Raw genomic sequence first — 22,644 nt, forward strand, 5'->3', positions numbered from 1 at the left:
TAGTCGATCACTGGTGTGCCTGCCTTTCTCGGGGACGCCGCGGGGCGTCCTTCGGGGTGTCCGTGGAGAGGTCCGTGGGAAGGTCTGCCGACGAGTCCGGATCTGCCGCCGCTCCGGCCGGCGAGACGCCGAGTCGTGCCCGGCCGTTGGCGCAGGCGCCGTCCGGCAGGGCGAAGCGCCAGCCGTGCTGGGGACAGACGACCGCGTCCAGTTCCGGGTCGTAGTCCCCCGGGCCGAGCCGCGCGCCCAGATGGGGGCAGACGTCGGACAGCCGGTACGTCCCCCTCGGCGTCTCCAGCATGAACGTGCCGGCCGGGCGCTCGCCGCCCTGTGCCGTTTGCCGCAAGTACGCGGCGAGGTCGTCGGGATCGCTCCACCGCAGTACCGACATCAGTTCTTCGTTGTACGCGCCGATCCCGGGCCGCCAGGCGCTGAAACGGAACGAGAAGAAGAATTCCTCCCAGCTCATCCCCCCTTCCAGGATCTCCGGCAGGTACCGCGAGGACAGGGTGAAGCGGTAGTCGTGTGCGTCGATCTCCGGCCCGGTGCCCTCGCGCACCTCCAGCGACTGGAAGTCAACGAGCCAGAAGCCGCCCCCGGCGCCGCGCACATCGAAGGCTGCGACGGCGTCGACGGCACGGCACAGGCTCTCTCCGGCCGCGAACAGCGCCTTGAAGTGGGCGGCGAAGCCGTCGTAGAGGCTGTGCTGCGGCTCCGGGTACCCCGAGACCACCTCGGCGATGGCGGGGGCGCGTCTGTGGGCGTAGTCCGCGATGTAGGGCGCGAGGTTCTCCCAGTCGAATCTCCGTCGGATCTCCGGGTCGGCGGTCAACCGGCCCGTGGCCACGTCGAGTTCGTCACCCGGCAGCGGTGCCACGGTGCGCTCCGCCAGGCCCGGGTGGTCGTGGCTCAGCCACGCGAGCAGTTCGGGCGGCGTGGTGAACACCGAGGACTCCGCGAAGAAGTGCGGGGCCAGCTCCGGGTCGAGCAGCGCCGGCGGCCCGGCGAACGCGACCGCGCTGCGCGGGGCCAGGGCCTGCATGTAACGAGTCCACCGGCGCATGGAGTTGACCCTCTTGCGCCGGGCCGCCTCCACCTGTTCCGCGGCGGGGAAGGAGTAGGCGAACGGGAACCAGGTGGCGCCGGAGAACTGAGCCAGGACGACGTCGATGCGGGGATGGAACCGGCGGATGGTCCGCAACTGGTCCCGGTCCACCTGGCAGTCGTTCAGGTTGACGACGACCTGGCCGGTGACGGTGTCCTCGATGACGAGAGCCGAGTCCTGGTGCCGGGGGGTGGGCGAGTGTATCAGGCGCAGCCGGAGCGGGCCGGCCTGGAACACCTCCTGGTCGCCGAGGAGGACGGGCGCCGGGCCGCGCAGCCTGCGGACGAGCCGCTTCCAGGTGGGCAGCGGGTAGTCGGGCATCAGCAGCGTGACCGACGGGTCGAGCGCGTCGAGCACGTCGGCGTCGAAGTGGTCCTGGTGGTCGTGCGACACGTACACGTGGGTCGCCTCGTGCACGAGCGGAGCGCAGGAACTGTTGTCGGGCAGCTGGTGCCAACCCGACAGGAAGGCTCCGCCCTCGGAGAACCACGGATCGCAGACCAGTTTCACGCCGTCGGCCTCCACGAGGGCACCGGCGTGCCCGAGGAACGTGATCTTCATGGCTGCCTCCACGGAGGGGTTCGGTGGGGGGTGCGCTGCTTGCGCGCCGCGACGAGGTGCCGCGCGAGGTTGGGGTCGTCTGAGCTGCTGAAAGGACGTCCCCGTACGCATATGTCGAGTCCCTCGGCCGTGAGCGCGGCGGTGAGTTGCGCGGCGGTCGGGACGTGCAGCACGGAATGGAAGACTTCGGCCGGCCGGCCGCCGGGGCCGTCGTCCACCGCGATGAGGCGGTGACCGAGCAGGGCACCGTGCGCGGCGGTGAACCCCTCGCTGAGCAGCAGGTGCGGGCCGTCCCGGAACACCGAGCCGGTCCGGCGCCGGTGCACGCTCCGGCCTTCGTCGAACCCCGCGGTGCCGTCCTCGGTGAGCCGCAGGTCCAGGACGGCGATGCCGCCCGGGCGCAGCCTCCGCACCAATGAACCGAGCAGCTCTCGGAAGGCTTGCGGCGCGAAGAAGTTGGCGGCGTCGTAGGTGAGCAGCAGCGTGTCGCAGAGCGCCTCCCCTTGCGGGGCGGCGGCGTCCGTCGCGTCGCCGAGCACGAAACGGACGTGGTCCTGCCCGGCGAAGCGGCGCCGGGCGTGTTCGACCACCGCGGGGCCCGCGTCGACGCCGACGTACGCCGTCAGACCGTGACCGCCCAGCGCGGCCGCGTAGGCGCCGGGCCCGCACAGCGGATGGTACACACGGCCCGCTCGCCACCCGGGCAACTCGTGCCGCAGCCAGTCGAGTTGCTGCTCAATCACCGCCGGGGGGCGGGACGAGTCCGTCGTCGTGGTGTCGGTCTGCTCCCGCAGCAGCTGGGCGCTGAACTGCGGGTCGCCGTACGGCAGGGGAGGGAGCGCGGCGATACGGTCCGGCGGCAGGCCGGCGAGGTCGGGCAGCTCCGGCCAGAGGAACGGGGCGCCGTGCTCAAGGAATTCCCGGGCTATTTCCCGCGCACCGTGGTGCGCCGCTGTGTCGACCAATTCCATACCGACTCCGTAGCCTGCGGAACATGCCCGCCCTGAAATCCATTTCTGGTTCAGGTTCCGGGTGCCCGATCGGCGTGGTCAATCCTTTTGCGGATACCCGCTAATTATTGGACTCCGTCCGTCGGCCCAGGCATGATGCGCGCCATGTTCGCGAATTCATGCACCGTTGTGTTGGATCTGGTTCCGCACTGTTCCTCGTCGCCGCGCGAGGCATGGAGCGGGGACGACGATCTGCGTCCGCTGAGCGCCGAGGGAACACGGCAGGCGGAAGTCCTTGGCCAAGTCTTCACGGAGGGGGTCGACGCCGTCTACAGCAGCCCTTCACTGCGATGCCGGCAGTCCGTTGCCCCGCTGGCCGCCGTCGCCGGGGTCCCCGTGGTGACCGACGACCGGCTGAGGGAGGCGCGCGGGTTCGCCGAGCCGGCGGCCTGGACCGAGGGGGTCTACGCCCTGGTCGGCCCGTCGCTCGGCGGCGCGTGGGCGGCTGGCCGGGTCCTGGGTGCGCTGGTGGAGATCGCCGCCCGGCACGACGGCGGCCACGCGGTGGCCTGTTCGCACGGCGACGCCATCCCTGCCACACTGGCCTACCTGTCGGCAGCCCACGACTGCGCGCTGCCGCGGATCGTGGGCCGGGGCGCCTGGTACCGGCTGTGCGTGGAACGCGGCCGGCTCACCATGACCGGTATGCACTCGTCGGGCCCCGCCTGACGACCGGACTCCGGAGGCTCCCGAGGGCTTGGGCACGGCGTGCGGAGGACCTGCGTCCGCCGTGCGAGGTCTCCTGTCCGGCGGACGGAGAGCCCCGGCCGGAGAGCTGGCCTCGCCGGGCCGCCATATGGGGCTCCGTCCTCGCCAGGCAGTCCACCGGCCCTCACCGGGACCGGGCGGGATGGTGAGCCCGCCCTCGTCGGCGCCGGGCCGCCGCGCCCCCCACCGTGCTCGGGCCGCCACCCTCAAAGATCCCGCTGCGCCTCCTCCACCAGCGCCGTCATCACCGCCGCCCGCCGTCGCGTGCCGGGATCGGCGGCCGTCTCTGCGCGGTACGCGGCGTCCCTCGCGAGCAGCCGGTCGGCGAGCCGCACCACGGGCAGCCCGAAGTGGTAGGCGGCCACGAGACGGTAGGCGAGGACCACGTCCTCCGGGTCACACGGGCCCCCTTCCTCCGCCATACCTGCGGCGTGGCGCGTGGCGGCGGCGTCCCCGAGGGCGAGCGTGGCGGCGGCGTCCAGATCCGCGGCCACCGCCGACGACAGGACGAGGGTGGCCAGATCCTCACCGGCCGGTCCCAGCCCCGCCTGACCCCAGTCGATCGCGACCGTGCCCCGCGCAGTCCGGAACAGGTTGCGCGGTGTCAGGTCTCGGTGCACCAGCCCCGTCGGCAGGGACCGCACCGTCCGGACGGCCTCGGCGTGCCGGCGCGCCAGCGACCGCAGCGCCGTGGCGGTCCCCGGCCGGAACAGGCCGCGCACCGCCGGATCCGCACTCGTCTCCGCGTCGGCGACCCGTTCGATCAGGGCGAACCGCGCGTGCAGGGCGGCTTGTTCCAGGAACGGCCTGCACCACCACTCCCGGGACGGCGGCGGCCGCCGCAGCGAGCGGGCGTGGAACCCGCCGAGGAACTCGGCGGAGTCGAGCAGCTCACGTGCTGTCCAGGCCTCGCCGGGCGTCCCGTCGGCTCGCTCCAGCCACAGCCGGAGCCGGCCCCCGGGACCCGGCACGATCCCCAGACAGCGGACGGCCGTGAACCGGTCGGCGAGGGCATACGGGAGCGACGAGCCCAGTACCAGCGCCTCGCGCCGCCAGTAGGCCCAGTCCGCAGGACCGTCGCCGCCGTCGTCGATCTGCCGGCCCAGATCATGCGGGCCGGGCACCCAAGTGCGGTGCCGAACCTGTTTCAGCACCATCTCCCACGCGCGGTCGCCGCCGTCGCCCGAGGCCGTACCCCGCACCGCGTACAGCCCGTCGCTCGCCCTGCTCCAGCTCTCGTAGCAGATCGGCTCACCCGTCCAGCCGCTCACCTCGGCCGTGGGATCGCCCAGCAGCGTCCGTACGGGCTCGCGCAGGTCCTCGGTGGTGAGGTCGGGCAGCGGCCCCTGGTGACGGTACGGCGGACCCGGCACCGGTGCCGCCGTCACGCCGCGCGCCGCGCGTCGGCGACGGCGGCCCGCAGGTACCCGCGCAGTGGTGCGCTGGGCACCTGGTCGAAGCAGGCGAGGGCCGAGGAGCGGCCGACCTCCAGCGACTCCAGTTCCACCTCGAGGCGGCGCCGCAGCACGGCGGCGAGCTGAGAGTCGTCGTCCGGCGCCGGCTGGATGCGGGAGAGGTAGTGGATGACGTTCGCGAACGCGAGGGCCGCGTGCACGATCCCGAACACCGGACGGTCCTCGTTCTTCCACGGGGAGTGGAAGCGGGGGCCGTCGTCGGCGAAGGACACGCCCTCGGCGTCGAGGGACTCGTTCAGCCAGGAGTGCGTGGCCTCGTGCACGAGGGTCTCGCCCAGGCGCAGCGGTTCGTCGGTCCAGTTCAGGACGACGGTGCCGGGCAGGAAGTCGAACGTGTAGCTGCGGCAGGTCGCCCCGAGCGGTACGGCCTCGGTCCAGACGACGACGGCGGTGGAGGAGCGCAGCACCTCGCCGCCTACGGCGAGCGCGGCGTCGACTGCCTCGTTCAGGGTCCGCGCGATGCGCGCCCGCTCCGCCGCGTCCTGCTCGGGCGAGCTGCCGAGCAGGTACATCCGGCTGCCGAGGCGGTCGTCGTCCACGGCGTCGCAGTCCACCGCGCGCAGTACCAGGACCGGTCCGACGGCGGTCTGTACGGCCTCGGCCCGCAGTGCCGCCCGGTTCTGCCACAGGCGCACGGCCCGCCGGGCCCGGTCCGCGTCGCGGCTCCGCGCGGCGAGGCGCGCCTGTTGGAAGGCGTGGTGCAGGACGGCGTTGTCGAAGGCGTCCGGAGCCCCGTCCGGGCCGTCGAGCTCCGTGCCCGGCGCGAGACTGCGCAGGCTGGCGAGCAGCGTGCGCGCCCGCTCGGCACGGTGTTCCACCAACCGTGCGGTCAGCTCGGCCTGGAGCAAGGCGACGGACGCGGCCGCCTCGATGGTGTCGGCTTCGGTCATGATGGTCTCCGGTCCTTTCGGGGCAGTGGTCACCGTACGGCACTCGGGGCGGCCCACCGGTCGAGGTGTTCCGCCTTCTCGTCGTCCGTCAGCGGCCGGATCTCGCGGATGTAGTCGAAGGGGGACTTGACGGCGAACTGCCGCCGGTTCCAGCAGGGATAGGTGGTGCCGATCAGTTCGGCGACGATGCCCATGCCGACCGTCTCGCCGACCCGGCCCGGCAGTACGGCACGCAGCGCGCGAAGCCCGTCGAGGAGTTCCTGCCAACGGCGCGCGACGGGCTCCGGGGTGTCCTCGGGCCGGCGGGCGGCGAGCCGGTCGTACAGCTGGAAGGCGAGGGAGTCGGCGAAGATACCGGTCAGCCAGGCGCGGTCGGTCCCGGACAGCGGACCGCCGCGGGCGCCGACGACCTCCTCGGTGCGCAGCCACTGGCCCATCCAGGACGCGGCGCCCTCGCGCAGCAGCGCCTCGGCGCGGGACAGCGCGTCGGACCCGCCCGGGGAGAACCTGGCCACGTCGCACAGGTCGGCCGGTACGGCGGCGCCCGCCGCGTCACCGAGGACGACCGCCCCCACCGCGAGGTCAACGACGTACCGCAGGCCGACGCCCTCCAGCACCCGCACGGCGTCGCCCACCGCTGCCCGGTCCGGCGCGGTGGCCGGGGCGAGCCGCAGCCGGCCGCCGTCCTCGGGCACGCCGTGCAGGACTGCCAGACGCGGACCGTCCGGCAGGGGCAGCAGCGCGGTGCCCACCTCGGCGGGGTCGACGGCTATGTCCGGGGCGCCGACGAGACCCGCGAGGGCGCGGGTGAGCGGGTCGGGCAGTTCCGTGGTGTCCGGCGCCCCGGCACCGGCCGCCGCGGCTGCACGGCGGGCCCAGGCGGTGCTGTGCGGCTCGACCCACAGCAGGAACGAGTGGATGGCCCGGCCGTCCAGCGAGGCGTTCCAGCAGCGGTTCTGTGTCTCGTCGTCGTCGATGACGGGGAGGAGGAACATCGTGTTTTCCCTTTCAGACCGCTGCCGGGAGTGCCGCGGCCACATGGTCGATGACCTTGCGTCGGTAGTCGCAGTACTCCTCCTCGAACCCGGTCCCCTCGAAGCGGAGCCGGTCGGGAAGGGCGCCGCCGCGGCACGAGGCCTCGTGCGAGCAGCCCGCGCACTTGTCGAGCAGTGCGGACAGGTCCCGGCGCAGCCCGGGGTTGCTGTCCAGGGTGAGCAGTTCGTCCATTCCGGTCGCCGTGTCCACGGAACCCAGCAGCGCGCCGGGCATGCTCAGTTCGTCCGAGCTGCCGATGCGGCCGTCGGGGTAGAGCGTCACGACGAAGGGTTCCTTGCGGTCGCTGAAGCTCGTGTAGCTCGTGGGCAGCCCGGACAGCGACCGGATGACGCTGAAGAATGGCTCCAGCACGTACGCGCCGTAGGAGCGGGTCGCCGACCAGTGCTCGAACGCCTCGATCAGGAAGTCGGCGTACTCGTCGGGCGTCGTCGCCCAGCCGGGCATGCCGACGCCCTCTGGGTTGAGGATCTGGAGCGACTTGCGGTTCGGCGTCTGGTAGTCCTTGCTCTTCACGTTGAAGTCGAGGCACCCGGAGAGCTTGACGACCTTCACGGCCTCGAACTTGCTCAGCGAGTCCAGCACGTCCGCGGCCCGGCCGAGGATGCGGCGGGTGACGACGACGATGACACCGACGTTGCGGCCCCGGGCCGCCATCATGTCGAGCGCCTTGGTGACCTTGCGGTAGGTGGGGCGATCCCGGAAGTCGACGCGGTGCGCGTTGCCCTGCTCGTCCCCGTCGAGGCTGATGCCGATCTCGATGTCCGGCCATTCACGGTCGAAGAAGTCGAGCCACGCCTCGTTCAGGAGGATGCCGTTGGTCTGCATCGAGACCGTCACCGGGCCCTCGTAGGAGCGCAGTTCGGCGAACAGGTCGCCCATCTTGCGGCGGCCGATCAACAGAGGTTCGCCGCCGTGCAGTTCGACCGCCAGCGGCCGTCCGCCGCACAGGGTGAGGAACTCGCGCAGCACCTCCGGCTTCAACATGAGGGCGTTGGGGTACGGCTTGCGCCGCTCGTAGCAGTAATGGCAGTTGATATTGCACATTTCTCCGGGGAGTTTGAGCATTGCCAATATGGTTTCCCCGGGGGCCGGCAGCTGAAGTTTCATGGTGCAGTTCCTCCGTGCTGAATGTGTGGGGAAAGACTCTCGTGGCGGTGGAAACGCGTCAACGAAATGCCGTTCTTCTTGCGTGAACCCGCACGCGGCGAATTCGTCACCGGGTGGCGGTGACCGCCTCGGCGAACCGTGCCCGCGCCATCTCGCGCACCAGTGCCGCGGCGGACAGCCAGTCCGTCTCGCCGACGGCGGCGGTCAGCCGGTCCAGGCAGGGCACCCGGCCGGTCACGTCGGTGCGGCCGGGGAAGACGGACTCGTACGGTACGTGGACGGAGCCCGCCGTGCTGCGGGTGGCGTCGAGGACCAGGCGGGCGAGGCCGGCGATGGTCGTCTCGGTGCGGGAGCCGATGTTGAACACGTTGGCGCCTGGCCGCCACGCGGCCTCGGTGGCCGCGAGGTCGAGCAGGCGTCGGGTGAACTGGTCGATGTCGGTGAAGCAGCGACGCTGGCTGCCGTCGCCGTGGATGGTCAGCGGCTCCCCGGACCAGGCCTGCCGGAAGAATGTCGGCACCACCATGCCGTAGCGCCCCCGTTGGCCGGGGCCGACGACGTTGAAGGGCCGCACCGTGAGCACGGCCCGGTGCCGGGCGGCCTCGCGCCCCAGCCGTTCCATCTCCCACTTGCCGGTGGCGTAGCCCGGGCTGCCGCCGTCGTACGCCAGCGGGACGGCCCGGTCCACGGCCCGCTCCTCGCGCAGCTCGGCGCTGCTGTCGCTGAGACCGTAGACGGCGGAGCTGGATACCAGCACGACGGGTGTGTCCCCGGTACGCGCCAGGACGTTCGCCGTTCCCTGGCGGCCCACCTCGTAGGCCAGTTCGGCCTGTTGTGCCGCGAGCCGCATGCCGACGACGCCCGCGAGGTGCAGCACCAGACCCGTTCCGCGCGCGGCCTCGGCCACCGCGTCCGCGTCGAGCACGCTGCCGCGCACCAGGGTGGCGCCCGGGACAAACGCGACGGACTCGGGTCGGCCCGTCGTGAGGTCGTCCAGGACCCGGACGGGATGGCCCGCCGCGGCCAGGGAACGGACGAGCCGACTGCCGATGAAGCCGGCACCGCCGGTGACGAGCACGGGTGTCGAGGGGGTGGACCACATGTCGGTGTCTCCTTCGGGTGGGAAGCGGGGAGGGGCGGCCGAGGGGGATCGAGGGGTTCACGCAGGTGCGGGCGGGCGGCGGGGTGACTCAGCAGCGCCTGGCGCCGTCCGTGGTCCGCAGCAGCGCCCGCGCCCACCCCAGCAGCCGTGGCGCCCAGCCGGACCGCTCGTGCGGTTCCGCCGTGTCGGTGAAGTGCGTGTAGGTGACGAGCTGGTTGAACGCGGCGACCGGTTCGGCGAGCCGCCACACCTCCCGGCACTCGGCCGCCGGCATCAGTGGCGACCAGCTCGCGAAGTACCGGTCGAGGGCGCGGGATCGGACCCCGGGGTCCGGGCAGCTCCTGAGGGCCGCCGCGACGTCCAGGAACGGGTGGCCGACGGAGGCCTCCGCCCAGTCGAGGAACACGGTCCGGCCGGTCGCGGGGGTCACGCCCCAGTTGCCCGGGTGCAGGTCGCCGTGGACGAGGCTTTCGCCGGGCGGCGCCGTGGCCAGCGCCGCGCACAGTTCGGGCAGCCGGGCGCAGACATCGGCCAGCCGGACGGACTCGGATGCACTCAGCGGGTCCGGCAGTCCCGAGTCCGGGCCGAACAGGTCGCTCCGCTCCGACAGCGGCGCCAGGCCGGCCAGTGCGTGCCCAGTGCGCACCCAGCAGCCGGCGGCGGTGAGGTCGGTGGTCCGGCCCAGCCAGTCGCGCTGCACCGCGCCGAGGACGGCCAGGGCCCGGCCCCGTTCCGCGTCGGGCAGTTCCGTGCCCGGCCGCAGGGCGACCTCGCGGGTGCACCAGCCCTCGTCCGGCGGCCCGGGTGGCAGGACCTCGGGCACCAGACCGGGGTGACGGTCGGCCAGCAGGGCCAGCACCCGGCCCTCGTGCGCCAGGGACGGCAGCGACTGCTTGTGGAACACCGCGCCCCCGCTGGTCGGGCAACGCAGCACGGCCGACAGCGCCCAGCGTTTGACGTCCTCGACGGGCCCCGTGCGGCGCAGGCCCGCCGCGGACAGCCGGGCGTCGATGACCGCCACGGCACGCGGACGCCAGCCAGGCTGCCGCCAGGGGCGTACGGGAGCACTGGTGCCGAGGGGGCCGGGGTCAGTGCCGGAAGAAGCGCTCACCGGTCACGATCCAGCTCATGCCGTGGGCCGCACAGACGTCCCGCAGCGCGTCCGCATCAGTCGATCCGGCGGGCGTGACCAGCTGGGTGACGCCCCGGCGGGCCGCGATCTCGACGACCTCGACGAACGGGAAGTGGTTGTCGGCCGCCAGGGTCACCCCGGACAGCGGTGGCGTCGCGTTCCAGTCCGGTTCCCGGTCGGCGTCCCGGGGGTCCGCCAGCACCCCGGCGAACTCGGCGCGGACCGAGGGGGTCAGGTCGCCCTCGGCGAGCCGCGCCCGCCACACCGCGCGTTCCGCGGACCCCACGTCCTCCCGGAACCTGAGGCCCAGGACGTCCGGATGCCGGCGGCGCTGCCAGGTCCGGGCGCGGGCCGCGGCCAGACGGGTGCAGTCCAGGCGGTTCTGCTGCCCCATGCCGATGCCGATCGTGTTGCCGTCCACGACGAAGGCCATGGCGTTCGACTGTGCGTGCCGGACGGCCTCGACGGCGACGGCCAGGTCGTCCGCGCTGCCGGGCGTGCCGCACTCCGTACGCGTCCCGCCCGCGAACCCCGGCAGCGGTGCGGCCGAGCGCGTCAGCCGGAGCCCCGCCGTCTCGACCGACTCCCGCGCGCTCCCGCCGTGCCCGTTCCGCTCCTCCCCCTCGTGGGCGCGCAGCAGGATGAACCGACCGTGGTTCGAACGGGAGAGGCCGGCGAGCGCCTCGGGGGTGAAGTCCGGGGCGATGACCCCGATGGCGTTCGCGAACAGCGGCACGTGAGCGGCCGTGACCGGCTCGGACACCGCGACGAAGTCCCCGTAGGAGCACTTGGGCGCGGTGTTCCGGGCCCGTACGACGGCCCGGCCGAGGGCGCCGTCCGGCAGCGGCCCCTGGTCGTGGAGATCCTCCTCCCCCGGCGCGAAGGTCCCGCCGATCGCGACACCCGCGGGGGAGGTGTGCTTGAACGAGGCACAGGCTGCCACGCCGGTCCGCTCGCGCAGGGCCCGGACCGCTTCCCGGGCGCCGAGCGCGTCGAGCACGTTGATGTACGAGGGGCTGCCGTGCAGGAGGGTGAAGGGGGGCCGGTCCGGGACGACCGGTTCCGCCCAGGCGGTCTCGTGCGGGTTCAGCCCCCGGGACAGGGTGATCATGAAGACTCCGGCGCGGTGAGGGGGACAGGAGGCGCGGTTCGGGATCGGAGGGCGTCCAGGACCCCCGTCTGCCAGCCGAGTTCCCACACCAGGGCGGACAGGGCGGCGGGGGCGCCCGCGCGGGCGGCCGTGACCGGCAGGCGCAGCCAGTCCACCAGATGGCCCCGCCAGGTCACGGGGTCGGTACCGTGCGCGGCGAACTTGCGCCGCAGGGCCACGATGTCGTGCCCCTGGAACCTGCCCCGGCGGAACCTGCTGCGGTGTGTGGCGCGGATGCCGACCGACACGACGGTGTCCGCCACACCGATGGTGCGGCCCGCCAACTGGGCACGCCAGGACAGGTCGACGTCGGCGAGCGCGGGTAACCGCTCGTCGCAGCCGCCCAGTTCCTCGAACAGGCCCCGGGAGATACCCATCAGCCCGCCCAGCACATGCGGTTTGAACAGGCTCGCGGTCAGGATGTCGCAGAGCTGGTCGGGCGGTGTGCCGCGCAGTACCTCGGGCGGGTTGAGCCGCCGGTAGTCGATGCCGGCCGTGACCAGTTCGGCCCGGTCGAGCGCCGCCGCCATCGCCGCGACGTGGTCGTCGGCGATCTCGTCGTCGGCGTCCAGGAACAGCAGACGGTCGCCCCGTGCCGCGCGCGCGCCCGTGTTGCGGGCGGCCCCGGTGCCCCCGCGCACGGGGCGGGTCACGATGCGGGTGTCCGCCGGCAGGTGGCGGCGGTGCTCGTCGACGACGGCCGCGAGGGCGTCGGTCGAGCCGTCGTCCACGATCACCAGACCCCAGTCGGCGTCGGTGCGCTGCCGACCGAGCGCCGCGAGCTGCCGGCCCACGCAGTGCGCACCGTTGTGGCAGGGAATCACGACGTCCAGGCGGCTCACGAGGTCTCCAGCAGCTCGCGTCCGGGCGCGGCCACAGCGTCTTCCACGGCCCGGTACAGGGCGCTCATCCGGCCGTCCTCGTGCGCACCAGCGGTGTTGCGGAACACGTGCACCGGCGGCAGGTAGGGCGGCGGGTCGTCGAGGAGCAGCGCGCGGTACACCGTGCTGACCTTGTCGAGGGTGTAGCTGTTCTCGTAGTGCCGCATGCTCTTGCCGCGGGAGACGACGCGGTCGGCGGCCAGTTCGACGGGGACGTCGAGGTAGACGATCAGGTCGGGCAGCAGGGTGCCGTGCGCGTGGTGGCGATCCAGCGTCTCGCGGGCAGGGATGCCGTACAGCACATCCAGGTAGGCGGCGTCGCTGAAGATGTAGCGGTCCGACAGCACGGTGCGGTCGCGCAGCAGGTCGCCGATCGCGTCGGCCTGCAACTCCTTGTCGCGGAAGTAGGCCTCGGTGATCCGCCGGTGGCTGTGCCGGTGCGTCCGGTCCTCGCGGACGTCGATAATGACGCGTGCCGCCTGCGGATCGAGCCACGAGTGCTGGCCGATGCGGGACAGCGGCCGTCCCTGCGAGCGGACGTGTTCGGCGATGAGCCGTGCGGTCGTCGTCTTCCCGGATCCGTCGACGCCCTCCAGCGCGAGGAATCCGTGGTTCGTGGTGCTGGGCAAGGGAGATCTCCCTGTCTGTTGTCCGGGTCATGTCGTCGCCTGGGCCGCACGCCGCGCGGCCCAGGCGAAGGCCTCCTCCATGACCTGGGACATGGAGGAGTAGGTCCAGGTGCCGTAGCGGCCGAGCGGGGTGATGCCGAGGGAGGCGAGGTGGCTGGTGGCCTCGTCGGCGGTCTTCCGGGCCTCGTCGGTGAAGACGACGTAGCCGGGGTCGCTCGTGAACACCCGGGACCCGACGACCCGGCTGCCGGGGCCGAGCAGCTCGACCGTCCCGACCCCGCGCAGGACATCGGCCACCAGTGCGTCGTCCGCCGCGCGCGGCCCCTCGGACGGTTCGAGTACCTCGGCGAGTACGCCCCAGCCGTCGGCGGGTGCCATGTCCGGGTCGAACTCCGTCATGAAGACGAGGCGGGTGAACGGCACGTCCTCACGCGTGTAGTACCGCCAGTGCCCGGTGTCGCGCGGGCGCGGCCCTTGGACGGCGAGCGCCACCGACCGTACGCGGTTGCGGGGCAGCGCACGGCAGCGTTCGACGAGCGCCTCGGGCGTTCCGTGGCACAGCTCGACGGTGGCGGGCAGCGGGAGCGTGGAGACGCAGTCGTGGGTGTAGCGGAAGTCGGTGACGCCCTCGGGTGAACGGGTGCGCACGGTACGGGACTCGGGGTCGACGGCCGTGACGGTGTGCCGCAGCCGCAGGTCCCGGACGCGGCCGGCCAGCGCCTGCGAGAGCACCTCCATGCCGCGCAGTCCGCCGGGAGCGGGCCGCGGGTACCAGCCCCGCGCGTTGTAACCGTCCGCAGGGCGGGCCGAGTCGGCGCCGCGCTCGATCTCCGCGACGCTGGGCCGGGTCAGGTTCCAGTGGAAGCCGGACGCCGACAGCGTGCCGAGCGGACGCCGCCACAGCTTGCGGTTGTACGGGAAGAAGAACAGCTCGCACAGGGTGCGGCCGAAGGCGCTCAGCAGCAGTTCCTCGTAGTCGCCGGGAGCCGTGTCCCGCGCGTGCGCAGCTCGCAGGTCCGCCAGGCAGGCGGCGCGCACCTCGCCGGGCAGGCCGTGCAGGTTCAGCTGGACGGGGAAGCGGGTGGTGCCCCGGGCCGTCTCGACCCGGGCGTCCGGGGGGCACGGGCGCAGGACGTCACCGAGCAGCGCGCGGACGCGGGCCTCGACGTCGGGATGACTGAAGTAGAGCAGGTGGATGACGTGGTCGAACCAGTAGTCTCCGATGCGCTCGGTACGCACCAGGCCACCGGGCCGGTCCGCTGCCTCCACCACCACCGCGCGGTCACCGAGCAGGGAACCGGCTGCCAGTCCGGCCAGTCCACCGCCGAGGATCAGCACCTCGGTCTCCACTTCACGGTCCGCGGGGTCCGCCCACGGTGACGGGTCGAGCATGTGTGCCACCTCGCAGGGCCGACGGGACGGGCGCCGGGCCGCTGGAGCACGGCGGGCGCGGGGTCCCGGCGGACGGCTGCGGACAGCCGCCCGCCGGTGTGGCGCAGCGGATCAGACGGCGTCCGAGGTCTGCTCCGTGACGTGCTCCCAGGGCTTCACCGAGACCGCCGACGAGTGGGCGGTGTCCTTGGCGCTGACGGACTCCAGGTCATACGACTTCACGGCGTCGACGAACGCGGCGAAGGAGATCTCGTTCTTTTCGGACATGATGCTCCTCTTTCTTTTAATTCGAGGAATCCGTTGATTCCCTGGAACGAAATTAGCAGCGCCCGGACGGCCGGATCAACGAACTGCAGAGGCTTTTATTTCCGAAATCCGCAGCGCTGTTCTCCGGGAATGCGGAATGCCCGGACGGCGTCCTTTTCGCAAGGAGGCCGACCGAGTGGTCGTGCGACCGGGTCAGAGATGCACCACGCGCGTGCCGACGGTACGTCCGGTGGTGTCGAACAGCAGCGGCGCGGTGTCGGCGAGGGCGGCCAGGTCGTAGTCCAGGTGCGCTTGCAGCAGCACGACGAGGTCGGCTTCGGCCACCGCCGCGTCCAGCGACTCGACCCCGGCGACGCTCCGCCCGTGCAGACGCAGGGTGCGCAGATGAGGGTCGTGGAAGCGCACGAGGGCGCCCCGGTCCAGCAGGAGTTCGGCCACAGGCACCGCCGGTGAACCGCGGCCGTCGGCGATGTCCGCCTTGTAGGTCACCCCTAGTAGCAGCACACGGGTGCCGCGGACGCCGCGCCGGTCGTCGAGGAGCCGGGCGATGCGGTCGACGACGTACTCCGGCATCCGGTCGTTCACCTTCTGCGCCAGTTCCGGCAGTTGTAGCGGGAACCCCAAGGCCCGGCCGCTGAACGTCAGGTAGCCGGGGTCCACCGGGATGCAGTGACCGCCCACCCCCGGGCCCGGTCGGAACGGCTGGAAGCCGAACGGCTTGGTGGCCGCGGCGGCGACCACCTCCCACACGTCCACGCCGAGCCCGTCGCAGTACACGGCGAGTTCGTTGACGAGCGCGATGTTGACCTGCCGGTACGTGTTCTCCAGCAACTTGGTGAGTTCGGCCGCCGCCGGCGTGCTCACCGTCACCACCTTCTGCACCATGCGCTCGTACAGCGCGGTGGCGGCCTCGGCGCAGCGGGCCGTGACGCCTCCGACCACCTTCGGGGTGTTGTGCAGCCCGAACGCCGGGTTGCCGGGGTCGATCCGTTCGGGGGAGAAGGCCAGCAGGAAGTCCTCGCCGACCGTCCGCGAACCCTGCGCGAGGAGGGGCAGCACGACGTCGCCGGTGGTCCCCGGGTAGGTGGTCGACTCCAGCACCACCAGCCCTCCGGGGCGCAGCCGGGATGCCACCAGGCGCACGGCGTCCAGGACGGCGCTCAAGTCGGGCAGGGAGTCCCGCAGCGGCGTCGGCACGCAGATGGTGACGGCGGCCGCGGCGGCGATCACCTCCGGATCGGAGGACGGGGTGAAGCCCGAGGTCAGCGCCTCGGCGATCTCCTGGTCTGAGATGTCGTCCACATAGCTGGTCCCGCCGGCCAGGGCGGCGACGCGGCCGGCGTCGAGGTCGTAGCCCGCGACCCGCATGCCGTTGCGGGCAGCCGCGACGACCAGCGGAAGTCCGGCGTAACCGAGTCCGACGACGGCCAGGTCATACCTTTCAGCCATGGCCCCGACTCCTTCCAGTACGGCGGAAGAGGATTCTGTGATCCGCCGTGGACGGCGGCACGTTCCAGCAGGATGACTGAGACGCCCGGCCCGCGGCCAAGGAATTGCGCAAATGCGTACGAAAGAAGGCGTCGGCCGTCTCTGGGCCCTGCGAGAATGCGAATTTCCGTGCCCCGCGGGAGAAGTGACGGAACGTTTCGTGGCATTTCGTCGTGAGAATCGCCGGACAGCATCCTGAATCCGTGGACCACGAACCGGGAGGGAATTGTGACAGGCCTCGAAGGGAGGACGGCGACGGGCGGGGGCTGCCGCGCGCTCGCGCACCGCCCCCGGTTCCCGAACGTCATGCCCGACGTCGACGAGTTCCTCGGCCGCTGGAAGGCGCCCGCCGCGCCCCGCCGCCCCACCCGGCTGCGCAGGAGCACGGACGGCAACATCAACACGGTCGGGCTCCCGGGCATCCACGAGGCGGACGACGTCCACTCCGGGCACCCCCAGTGGCGCGCCGCCATCGAGGACGGCGTCTGGACCCTGGTGGATACGCTCACCACGGGCGCCTGGCGGCTCGCCACGTATGACAGTTGCGAGGGCCACGCCTACCGCCCCGAGTCCCTCGCCCCCGGTCGGCGCCGGGTCGGCGTACTGCCCCGCTCCCCACGGGAGTTCACGCGGGCGGCGGCGGCCCTGTGCCGGGGTGCGCGCCGCCGCCCCGGCCGTTCGTTCCGCTGCGGCGAGGGCGTCGGTGACGAGCTCGGTGCGCATGTGGTCGGCGAGTGCCCGGCCGGCCGCGAGCGCCCAGCCGGCCAAGCGGCGTGAGCACAGGTCGGTCACGGTCCGAGACAGCAGAATTTCCCGCCGCCGACACTCAAGTACGTGATGTCGCCGACGTACTTGGTGTTCACTTTCTCGGCGGTGATCCTGGGGACGCCATAGATCCCGTCCGATTCCCGGTGAACCGTGCGTATCCGGGCAGCGAGCTTGGCGTCGGCGGCCTGGCGGGCGGCGCGGTCCGCGGCGGTCCTGCGCCAGTAGCAGAAGCTTGAGCGGGCGATGCCCAGGATGGTGCACAGCCGCTTCACACCGGGGCGGCGCTGGTGGTCGGCGACGAACTGGAAGCGGTTCACCAGCGCGTCTCCGTTGCGAAATACCGCGCCGTTCTGCCCAGGATGTCCGGCTCTTTTTCGAGTTCACGAACCCGCCTGCGCAAGGCGGCCACCTACACCGAGTCCGACTCCGGCGCGGCCGTCCGGGCCGCCGAGTGCGAGCCCGGACGCCGCCCGTCGGCGGCCCGTATCCAGGTGCGCAGCGTCTCGGTGCTGACCCCCAGATCACCGGCGACCGACTTGCTCGTCACCCCAGGCCGTGAGCGGTACAACGCGACCGCGACCGCTTTGAACTCCGGCGGATAAGGCTTCATCCTCACAGGGACTCCATTCTCCCCGATCCTCAAGATCCAGTGTCCACGGTGTCCAAGATCCGGGGTCAGCGCCCCCAAGAAGACGGTAGCTGACAGTTATTTGAGATACGGGCCCCTGCGGTGCCGGAGTACTGCCGTTGCACGTCGGCCGAATGGCCGGCCTCCTCCGCCAGGGTCCAGCCATCCTTGCGCTGCAGCGGAGCGACGTACCGCTGCAGTGTGGGGCCGTGTCCTATGTGGTGATCACTCGTCGCTCACCCGCTTCACGCAGAGCTCCACCACGGCTCGCAGGGGCCACGGCCCCAACAGATCGTCCGGGGTAGGGCCCTCGAATCCCAACTGGTTCAGATGCTTCATCACTGCCGGCGCCATGACGGCCCTTCCACCCTGCTGGATGTACGAGCAGTCCATGTCTACTGGGGCATCACCCAGAGCGATCTCCAGAGCTGCCGCAAGCGCTTCGTAGCCCGCTCCACCGGCCGGGCTCTCCGGGCTGACAGGGACATCCGCTGCACCTGCAGCGCTGTCGGACGCCGTGGACCCAGCAGCTGTCGGAGAACCGGACTCCGGCAACTCGTCGCACCACACGAACTCGTGCGGACACATCAGGTCCACGTTCTCACGCAGCGAGGCCAGGACGTGCGCGCGCACCTGGTCCTGCCTACTCGGGTCCCCGACGAGCTGAGCCACGAGGGTCCGACCCTCCGATGGGCGCTCTTCGACGCTGACCCGGGCAGCCTCGATTCCCTCCACCGAACTGACGATTTGCGCCAGCTTGGCTGTATTGACCCAGCTGTGATCGACGTGGGCCCACCCCTCGTCGTAGGACGAGGCCGGTAGTCCGAATCGCTCGACCACCTCCGCGACGGTGACCGTCGCCAGATCCGGCTCATTCGCCCAGGCAATGAGGAACTGCTCCATCGCTGTCAGCATGCTCTCGATCTGATCTTGCTCAATCACGGAACGGTGAGCGATGAGGTCTAGGTGCACCTCTCCGTTCAGCGCGGAGCTTCTGAGGCAAAGGTCGGTGTGCTCGTCGCGCCACAGGCACTCAAGACGCTTCATCGTGCTGCTCGGCTGCTCTCCTGCCGTCCGGTCTTCAGAGGCTGGACTACGCAGATTCTGCTCAAGCCGGTCACTGCAGTTAAGAACCGTGCCCACCCGGATCGACAGACCACGGTCTGCCTCGATCCTTGCCTTACGGTCCCGAAAGGCAAGGTAGGAGTATTGCGCGTGCCGAGTTGCAACGAGACTGCGCTGTCTGGTTTCGGCCATCACTTCGCTCATCGTTGCTTGCGAGAGGAGGTTTACCGAGAATAACGCCTCCTGGAAGAAGCAGCCAACGGACCGACGCACCCCCCGGAAGCGATTTGAGAAATTCATCATGAGGGTAGCGCCCGAGTTTCCGGACAGAGCGGAAATCGCTACAGCAAATATAGCAGATAGGTAATTCGTGGCCCTGAATCCTGAATTCCTTTTGGAAAGTTTTTGCAGTGCCGAAAAAAGGGCGGGCGACCGGAGAACTACCCGATGATAGTAACTCACGACATCCCGGTGCGGATCCATAAGCGTGGCGGAGCGAAATCGAGGGAATTGAGCGGCGGGCGAAGATGTCAGGATATTCTCACAATACCGCATGGCCCGCTCATGTGCAGGGGCGCGTACAGTCGATTGCTGCCGTGCGACGGCGAGTGGCTGAATGTTCACTTTCTGATCATCTGTCGAGGGTGAAATTCTCTCGCCAGAAACACTCAGATATCTCGTCAGTTCCGCCTTGATCTGCCCCATGCTGGCCCCGTCCACGGCGATATGATTCAGCACCAGGACGACCGTGGCCACGCGCCTATCCTTAAAGTTGAGACCTACCCTCAATGGAATTTCCACCGCCTGATCCATGGGCGGGGCGAAAAGAGCGTGGAAGACGGCATCAATGTCTTCGAGGTCATTACCGTCCCGACAGAACGGAATGGGAGTTTCGAACTGATCGAGCACCAACTGGAAAGGCGCACCGGACTGGTCTGTCGGGTAGATCGTACGTAACGCCTCGTGCCGATATATCAGATTCCGGATAGCAGCAATAACCAGTTCTTCCGGAACCCCCGGATCCGGCATTCGCAGAATCAATGGAATCTTTGCGCTGTCCACGATGGGAAGTGGCAGGTGGTACTGATACCAATACATCTCCTGTGACCACATCAGTGGTCCCCGGAGGCCGCCGCCTGGAGTCGGTGTCGTTTTATTTGTTTCCACAAAGGTTTGCCGTGAAGTCATCATACTCCTTCACCAATCCACGCAATGGGCCCGCGTATGAATTGCCACGCGATCAAGTGATAACAAATAAAAGCGTCAAAGTTGCCGCAGCCACGCGCTTAAATTCACGATCGACCAGAGCACCGTTGCCGCCTTGTTGGAACGACTCCTGGAAAGCTATCCGTCGGGTCGGCGGCAGCAGAGTTCGGCGCCGCCTGAAGAGCAGCTGTTGCATCATTGTCCACGAGTCGAGCCGACTGAAGTTTTCCCTCAAAACGGCCCTACGTCCTCGGCGATGAACGAGGGAAATCGGCCTTTCGTCCGGTTGCGCGCCGTCTGGTTTCCGTGCGGTAATCTTCATTCGGCGTTACGTGGTAATCCGCTCGATGAGTTGGCGCACTGCCTCGTTCGCTGCATGTGGAGTGTACCGCTCCTCATACAGGCCTCTGGCGTGCTCCGCGAGGGAGCGACTCTGGTTTCCGTCCACGAGCAACTGAGCTACCGCGTGAGCGAATGCCTCGACGTCGTCCTCAATTCGAAGATGCACTCCGTTCTCGGCCCTCAGCCCCTCACACCCGACACTTGTCGAGATGACAGGGACACCACTGGCAAACCCCTCAAGGATCTTGATCCGAGTGCCGCCGCCCACGCGTAACGGAGCGATCATTACGTGCGCCCGGTCAAGATAAGGCCCCATGCGCGGCACTTCACCGACGACTTCTACACCAGGCGTCGATCCGAGATCTCTCACGGCCTGCGAGGGCTTTCCGACCAGCAGCAATCGGGCTTGTGGGCACCTATCACGGACGCGCGGCAGAATATCTCTGACGAACCAGATCGCCGCGTCCTCATTAGGCGGCCATTCATGCCACCCCTGGAAAAGAATTGTGTCGCCTTCACCGTAGGTTCGGTTCCTCCGCTCTTGGCCGGCTCCCTCATCACGCATATAGGTGTTAGGAACCACCGTGCTGTTATCGAAGGCGAACTTGACTGCGTCCAGCTCGCTGGTGAAAACCAGCATGTCGGCTGCTGCGGCTACCTCGGCATGTGCGGCCCTAAGGCGATTGATTTCGGACTGTTGCGCCTCGAGCTCAACAGTGTCCAATTTGCTTCGGTTCGGACTCTCCCCGAGACGCAGCCAGCGTTCCAGAATCACATCTTCCAGGTCATCAACATCCACCACGGCTTTTCCATGGGTCAGGCCGCCGGCGATGTGCCACAAGCGTTCTCTGTCGTACCAGACCACGTCGTACGACTCGTCGCCTGCCCACTGCGGCAAGGCTTCCGTGAGTAATGCTCTGTTTCGGGGAGTGTCGTAGGTGTCCTCCAGGGAGAGGACCTTGCGGAACGGGCCAACCGGTGGGTCGGTCTCGACAGGTGGCGCCCCCTTGAAACGAAACACGATCAGATCGACAGTCCCGAGCCTGGAAAGGGCTTCGGAAGCGGCCCTGACGCGTCGGGCCCCTCCCGTGGCCGCCCAGGGCCGCGTGCCGGTAATTACTAGAAACCGCATTACTTGCGCTCCTGGTGACGAAGAGAGTTTTGGTCGGTGGGGTTCAGATCACACACAAAGCATGACCGGTGCGTGCTGCTGCACTGGTTACCACCCATCAAATGGAACTCAACCGGCAACCCCTTCAGTACCCTTATTTTGACTCATCCACTCCCCCAACGGATCCTGATACGCTGCCGGCAACACCAACCCCGGGGGGAGGTCTCCCATCCCAATGAGAATCCGTCATCGTCATGTCGATTTGGTCGGATGGCACTTCGCGATTGAGAGATCCTGCCAGGCTCACAGAAGGTCCTGTGCCCGGACTCCCGCGATAACTCGTCGAATCGGTCACTGCCCTCAACGAATTAGCTCAATCGGATCGAGTGATCACGCTGAGACTTCTGGCGCACAAGATCAACACTCAAATTCCGGATTGGTCAGCGGGCTGCACTACAGGCTCAGTGGGCGACGCAGGCGTTGTGCCATGGTGCCCGGAAAGACGCCGGAAGTGCCATCCGGGATCATGGAGGTGGCGAGCCACTCCGGGGTGGCCTCGAATTTCAAGTCCAGCTCTGCGGTAACCTCGGAGCCGAACAGCGCGTCAGTGTGGGCGACTACCCAAGCCGTCGGCTGAGTCAAGCCGAATCGCTTAATCGTGTGGTTGATTTCGGCGCGATCGGCAGGGCGAAGCCGATGCCATTCGGTGACCACATCACCGAACTGGGACAGCGTCAACGGCTTGCGTGAAGCGATGCGAGTGAGCCATCCCTCACGGAACAAGTGGAGGCAGGTGAACAAGAAGGCGTACTGCGGCATGAGAGCGTACAGCTGCTTCCCAGGGCCGGTTTCGACGCTGCGCAGTTCTGTCAGAACCTCCTCCATGGGCACCTGCCAGGAACTGGTGTGCCAGGTGAGGCTGTTCGCGACGTCGACGGCGATGTAGGGGACCACCGGGTCAGGGCCGAGTCGGTAGTAGTGCGGAAGGTGATCCGGAGAAAGCTGATAGACGCGCAACGCTGCCTTCGACTGCGGCACCAGGGTATGGGTGGTGGCATCGTAGCGGGAATGCCGGCTGTAGCCAGAAGCGGTGAGCACCTCGTCGGCCGTCTCACGGTGACGCGGGTGAATCATGAGGTCGATGTCGTCGAACAGCCGGGCACCGGAGCTTTCGTGAAGGGTGTGGTGGGCCACCACACCCTTGGTCCAAGCACCGGTGACGTTGGCATCACGGAGCACCCCGCCGAGGCGCTGTGCTTCTTCGGTCAAGATCGCTGCGCGATGCCGTCCTGCATTGCAGTGGATGTCCAACTGGCCGAGTAGCCGGTATGGAACCGCCCTGCGCAAGCCGTGGACTTTCAGGAAGTCGGCCAAGGCTGCCAGCAGGCGGTGACGTACCGCGTTCCCGATCAGTCCTTCGAAGTCGAAGCCCGGGGTGGCCAGGAGCGGCATGACGCGCTCCCGTCCGTCGGGGATCGCGCGGGCCGCTGCGACGGCGACCAGTACCTCCCAGATCGTGTCGGACATGTTCACCTGGGTCGGCCCTGCATCGAGGGTTGTGCTCATCGTGA

21 protein-coding genes are annotated in these 22,644 nt (G+C 69.5%); 2 read left to right on the forward strand and 19 right to left on the reverse strand.

What is annotated here, in order from left to right:
- Positions 1-7: 7 nt before the first annotated feature.
- Together AB0P17_RS27370 and AB0P17_RS27375 are read right to left on the reverse strand one after the other, a co-directional pair.
- Positions 8-1,666 (reverse strand): MBL fold metallo-hydrolase, encoded by a 1,659-nt coding sequence (locus AB0P17_RS27370; RefSeq protein WP_365814586.1) that lies wholly within the window; start codon positions 1,664-1,666, stop codon positions 8-10.
- Entirely contained in the window at positions 1,663-2,637 is a 975-nt protein-coding gene (locus AB0P17_RS27375) for a class I SAM-dependent methyltransferase (protein ID WP_365814587.1), read from the reverse strand. Before AB0P17_RS27375 ends, AB0P17_RS27370 begins: the two co-directional genes overlap by 4 nt.
- A 144-nt stretch (positions 2,638-2,781) precedes the next feature.
- On the opposite strand from AB0P17_RS27375, the gene AB0P17_RS27380 reads away from it, so the two are divergent.
- The gene (locus tag AB0P17_RS27380; RefSeq protein ID WP_365814588.1) at positions 2,782-3,345 is read left to right on the forward strand and encodes a histidine phosphatase family protein; all 564 of its coding nucleotides are present in this window, start codon (positions 2,782-2,784) and stop codon (positions 3,343-3,345) included.
- Positions 3,346-3,590: 245 nt separating this feature from the next.
- Here AB0P17_RS27380 and AB0P17_RS27385 read toward each other — a convergent pair whose 3' ends face one another.
- The 12 genes from AB0P17_RS27385 to AB0P17_RS27440 form a co-directional block, all read right to left on the reverse strand.
- Positions 3,591-4,772 carry a phosphotransferase gene (locus tag AB0P17_RS27385; protein ID WP_365814589.1) on the reverse strand — a complete coding sequence of 394 codons (1,182 nt, stop codon included), beginning with the start codon at positions 4,770-4,772 and terminating at the stop codon, positions 3,591-3,593.
- Positions 4,769-5,749 (reverse strand): HEXXH motif-containing putative peptide modification protein, encoded by a 981-nt coding sequence (locus tag AB0P17_RS27390; protein WP_365814590.1) that lies wholly within the window; start codon positions 5,747-5,749, stop codon positions 4,769-4,771. The genes AB0P17_RS27385 and AB0P17_RS27390 overlap by 4 nt, the downstream gene beginning before the upstream one ends.
- 29 nt (positions 5,750-5,778) lie before the next feature.
- Positions 5,779-6,744 carry a hypothetical protein gene (locus AB0P17_RS27395; protein ID WP_365814591.1) on the reverse strand — a complete coding sequence of 322 codons (966 nt, stop codon included), beginning with the start codon at positions 6,742-6,744 and terminating at the stop codon, positions 5,779-5,781.
- 13 nt (positions 6,745-6,757) lie between these two features.
- Complete coding sequence (locus tag AB0P17_RS27400) at positions 6,758-7,870, reverse strand: radical SAM protein (RefSeq protein WP_365814592.1); 1,113 nt, start codon at positions 7,868-7,870, stop codon at positions 6,758-6,760.
- Between the two features lie 148 nt (positions 7,871-8,018).
- Positions 8,019-9,014: an NAD-dependent epimerase/dehydratase family protein gene (locus AB0P17_RS27405; RefSeq protein WP_365814593.1), complete on the reverse strand. Its 996-nt coding sequence runs from the start codon at positions 9,012-9,014 to the stop codon at positions 8,019-8,021.
- A gap of 88 nt (positions 9,015-9,102) precedes the next feature.
- A complete protein-coding gene (locus tag AB0P17_RS27410; protein ID WP_365814594.1) occupies positions 9,103-10,125 on the reverse strand; it encodes an aminoglycoside phosphotransferase family protein in 1,023 nt (340 codons plus the stop codon).
- On the reverse strand, positions 10,103-11,257 hold the full coding sequence (locus AB0P17_RS27415; protein WP_365814595.1) for a hypothetical protein: 1,155 nt from the start codon (positions 11,255-11,257) through the stop codon (positions 10,103-10,105). The genes AB0P17_RS27410 and AB0P17_RS27415 overlap by 23 nt, the downstream gene beginning before the upstream one ends.
- On the reverse strand, positions 11,254-12,138 hold the full coding sequence (locus AB0P17_RS27420) for a glycosyltransferase family 2 protein (RefSeq protein ID WP_365814596.1): 885 nt from the start codon (positions 12,136-12,138) through the stop codon (positions 11,254-11,256). Before AB0P17_RS27420 ends, AB0P17_RS27415 begins: the two co-directional genes overlap by 4 nt.
- Positions 12,135-12,806: an AAA family ATPase gene (locus tag AB0P17_RS27425; RefSeq protein WP_365814597.1), complete on the reverse strand. Its 672-nt coding sequence runs from the start codon at positions 12,804-12,806 to the stop codon at positions 12,135-12,137. The genes AB0P17_RS27420 and AB0P17_RS27425 overlap by 4 nt, the downstream gene beginning before the upstream one ends.
- Positions 12,807-12,833: 27 nt before the next feature.
- Positions 12,834-14,198 (reverse strand): FAD-dependent oxidoreductase, encoded by a 1,365-nt coding sequence (locus AB0P17_RS27430; protein WP_365814598.1) that lies wholly within the window; start codon positions 14,196-14,198, stop codon positions 12,834-12,836.
- Positions 14,199-14,309: 111 nt separating this feature from the next.
- Positions 14,310-14,465, reverse strand: a complete 156-nt coding sequence (locus AB0P17_RS27435; RefSeq protein ID WP_365814600.1) for a hypothetical protein — start codon at positions 14,463-14,465, stop codon at positions 14,310-14,312.
- A gap of 192 nt (positions 14,466-14,657) precedes the next feature.
- Complete coding sequence (locus tag AB0P17_RS27440) at positions 14,658-15,914, reverse strand: nucleotide sugar dehydrogenase (protein ID WP_365814601.1); 1,257 nt, start codon at positions 15,912-15,914, stop codon at positions 14,658-14,660.
- Positions 15,915-16,181: 267 nt separating this feature from the next.
- Here AB0P17_RS27440 and AB0P17_RS27445 point away from each other — a divergent pair, with 267 nt between their 5' ends.
- A complete protein-coding gene (locus AB0P17_RS27445; RefSeq protein WP_365814602.1) occupies positions 16,182-16,730 on the forward strand; it encodes a hypothetical protein in 549 nt (182 codons plus the stop codon).
- A gap of 11 nt (positions 16,731-16,741) precedes the next feature.
- Here the strand turns inward: AB0P17_RS27445 and AB0P17_RS27450 are convergent, their stop codons facing one another.
- The 5 genes from AB0P17_RS27450 to AB0P17_RS27470 all read right to left on the reverse strand — a co-directional run bounded on the left by AB0P17_RS27450 (position 16,742) and on the right by AB0P17_RS27470 (position 22,639).
- Positions 16,742-17,038 carry a hypothetical protein gene (locus AB0P17_RS27450; protein WP_365814604.1) on the reverse strand — a complete coding sequence of 99 codons (297 nt, stop codon included), beginning with the start codon at positions 17,036-17,038 and terminating at the stop codon, positions 16,742-16,744.
- Between the two features lie 92 nt (positions 17,039-17,130).
- Positions 17,131-17,331, reverse strand: coding sequence for a transposase (locus tag AB0P17_RS27455; protein WP_365814663.1), 201 nt, complete (start codon positions 17,329-17,331; stop codon positions 17,131-17,133).
- Positions 17,332-17,574: 243 nt separating this feature from the next.
- Entirely contained in the window at positions 17,575-19,602 is a 2,028-nt protein-coding gene (locus tag AB0P17_RS27460) for a condensation domain-containing protein (protein WP_365814606.1), read from the reverse strand.
- 346 nt (positions 19,603-19,948) lie between these two features.
- Positions 19,949-21,094, reverse strand: coding sequence for a glycosyltransferase (locus AB0P17_RS27465; RefSeq protein WP_365814609.1), 1,146 nt, complete (start codon positions 21,092-21,094; stop codon positions 19,949-19,951).
- Between the two features lie 432 nt (positions 21,095-21,526).
- Positions 21,527-22,639, reverse strand: coding sequence for a nucleotidyltransferase family protein (locus AB0P17_RS27470; protein ID WP_365814611.1), 1,113 nt, complete (start codon positions 22,637-22,639; stop codon positions 21,527-21,529).
- Between the last annotated feature and the right edge of the window lie 5 nt (positions 22,640-22,644).

It is taken from the genome of Streptomyces sp. NPDC088124 (assembly GCF_040685895.1).
Lineage (GTDB): Bacteria > Actinomycetota > Actinomycetes > Streptomycetales > Streptomycetaceae > Streptomyces.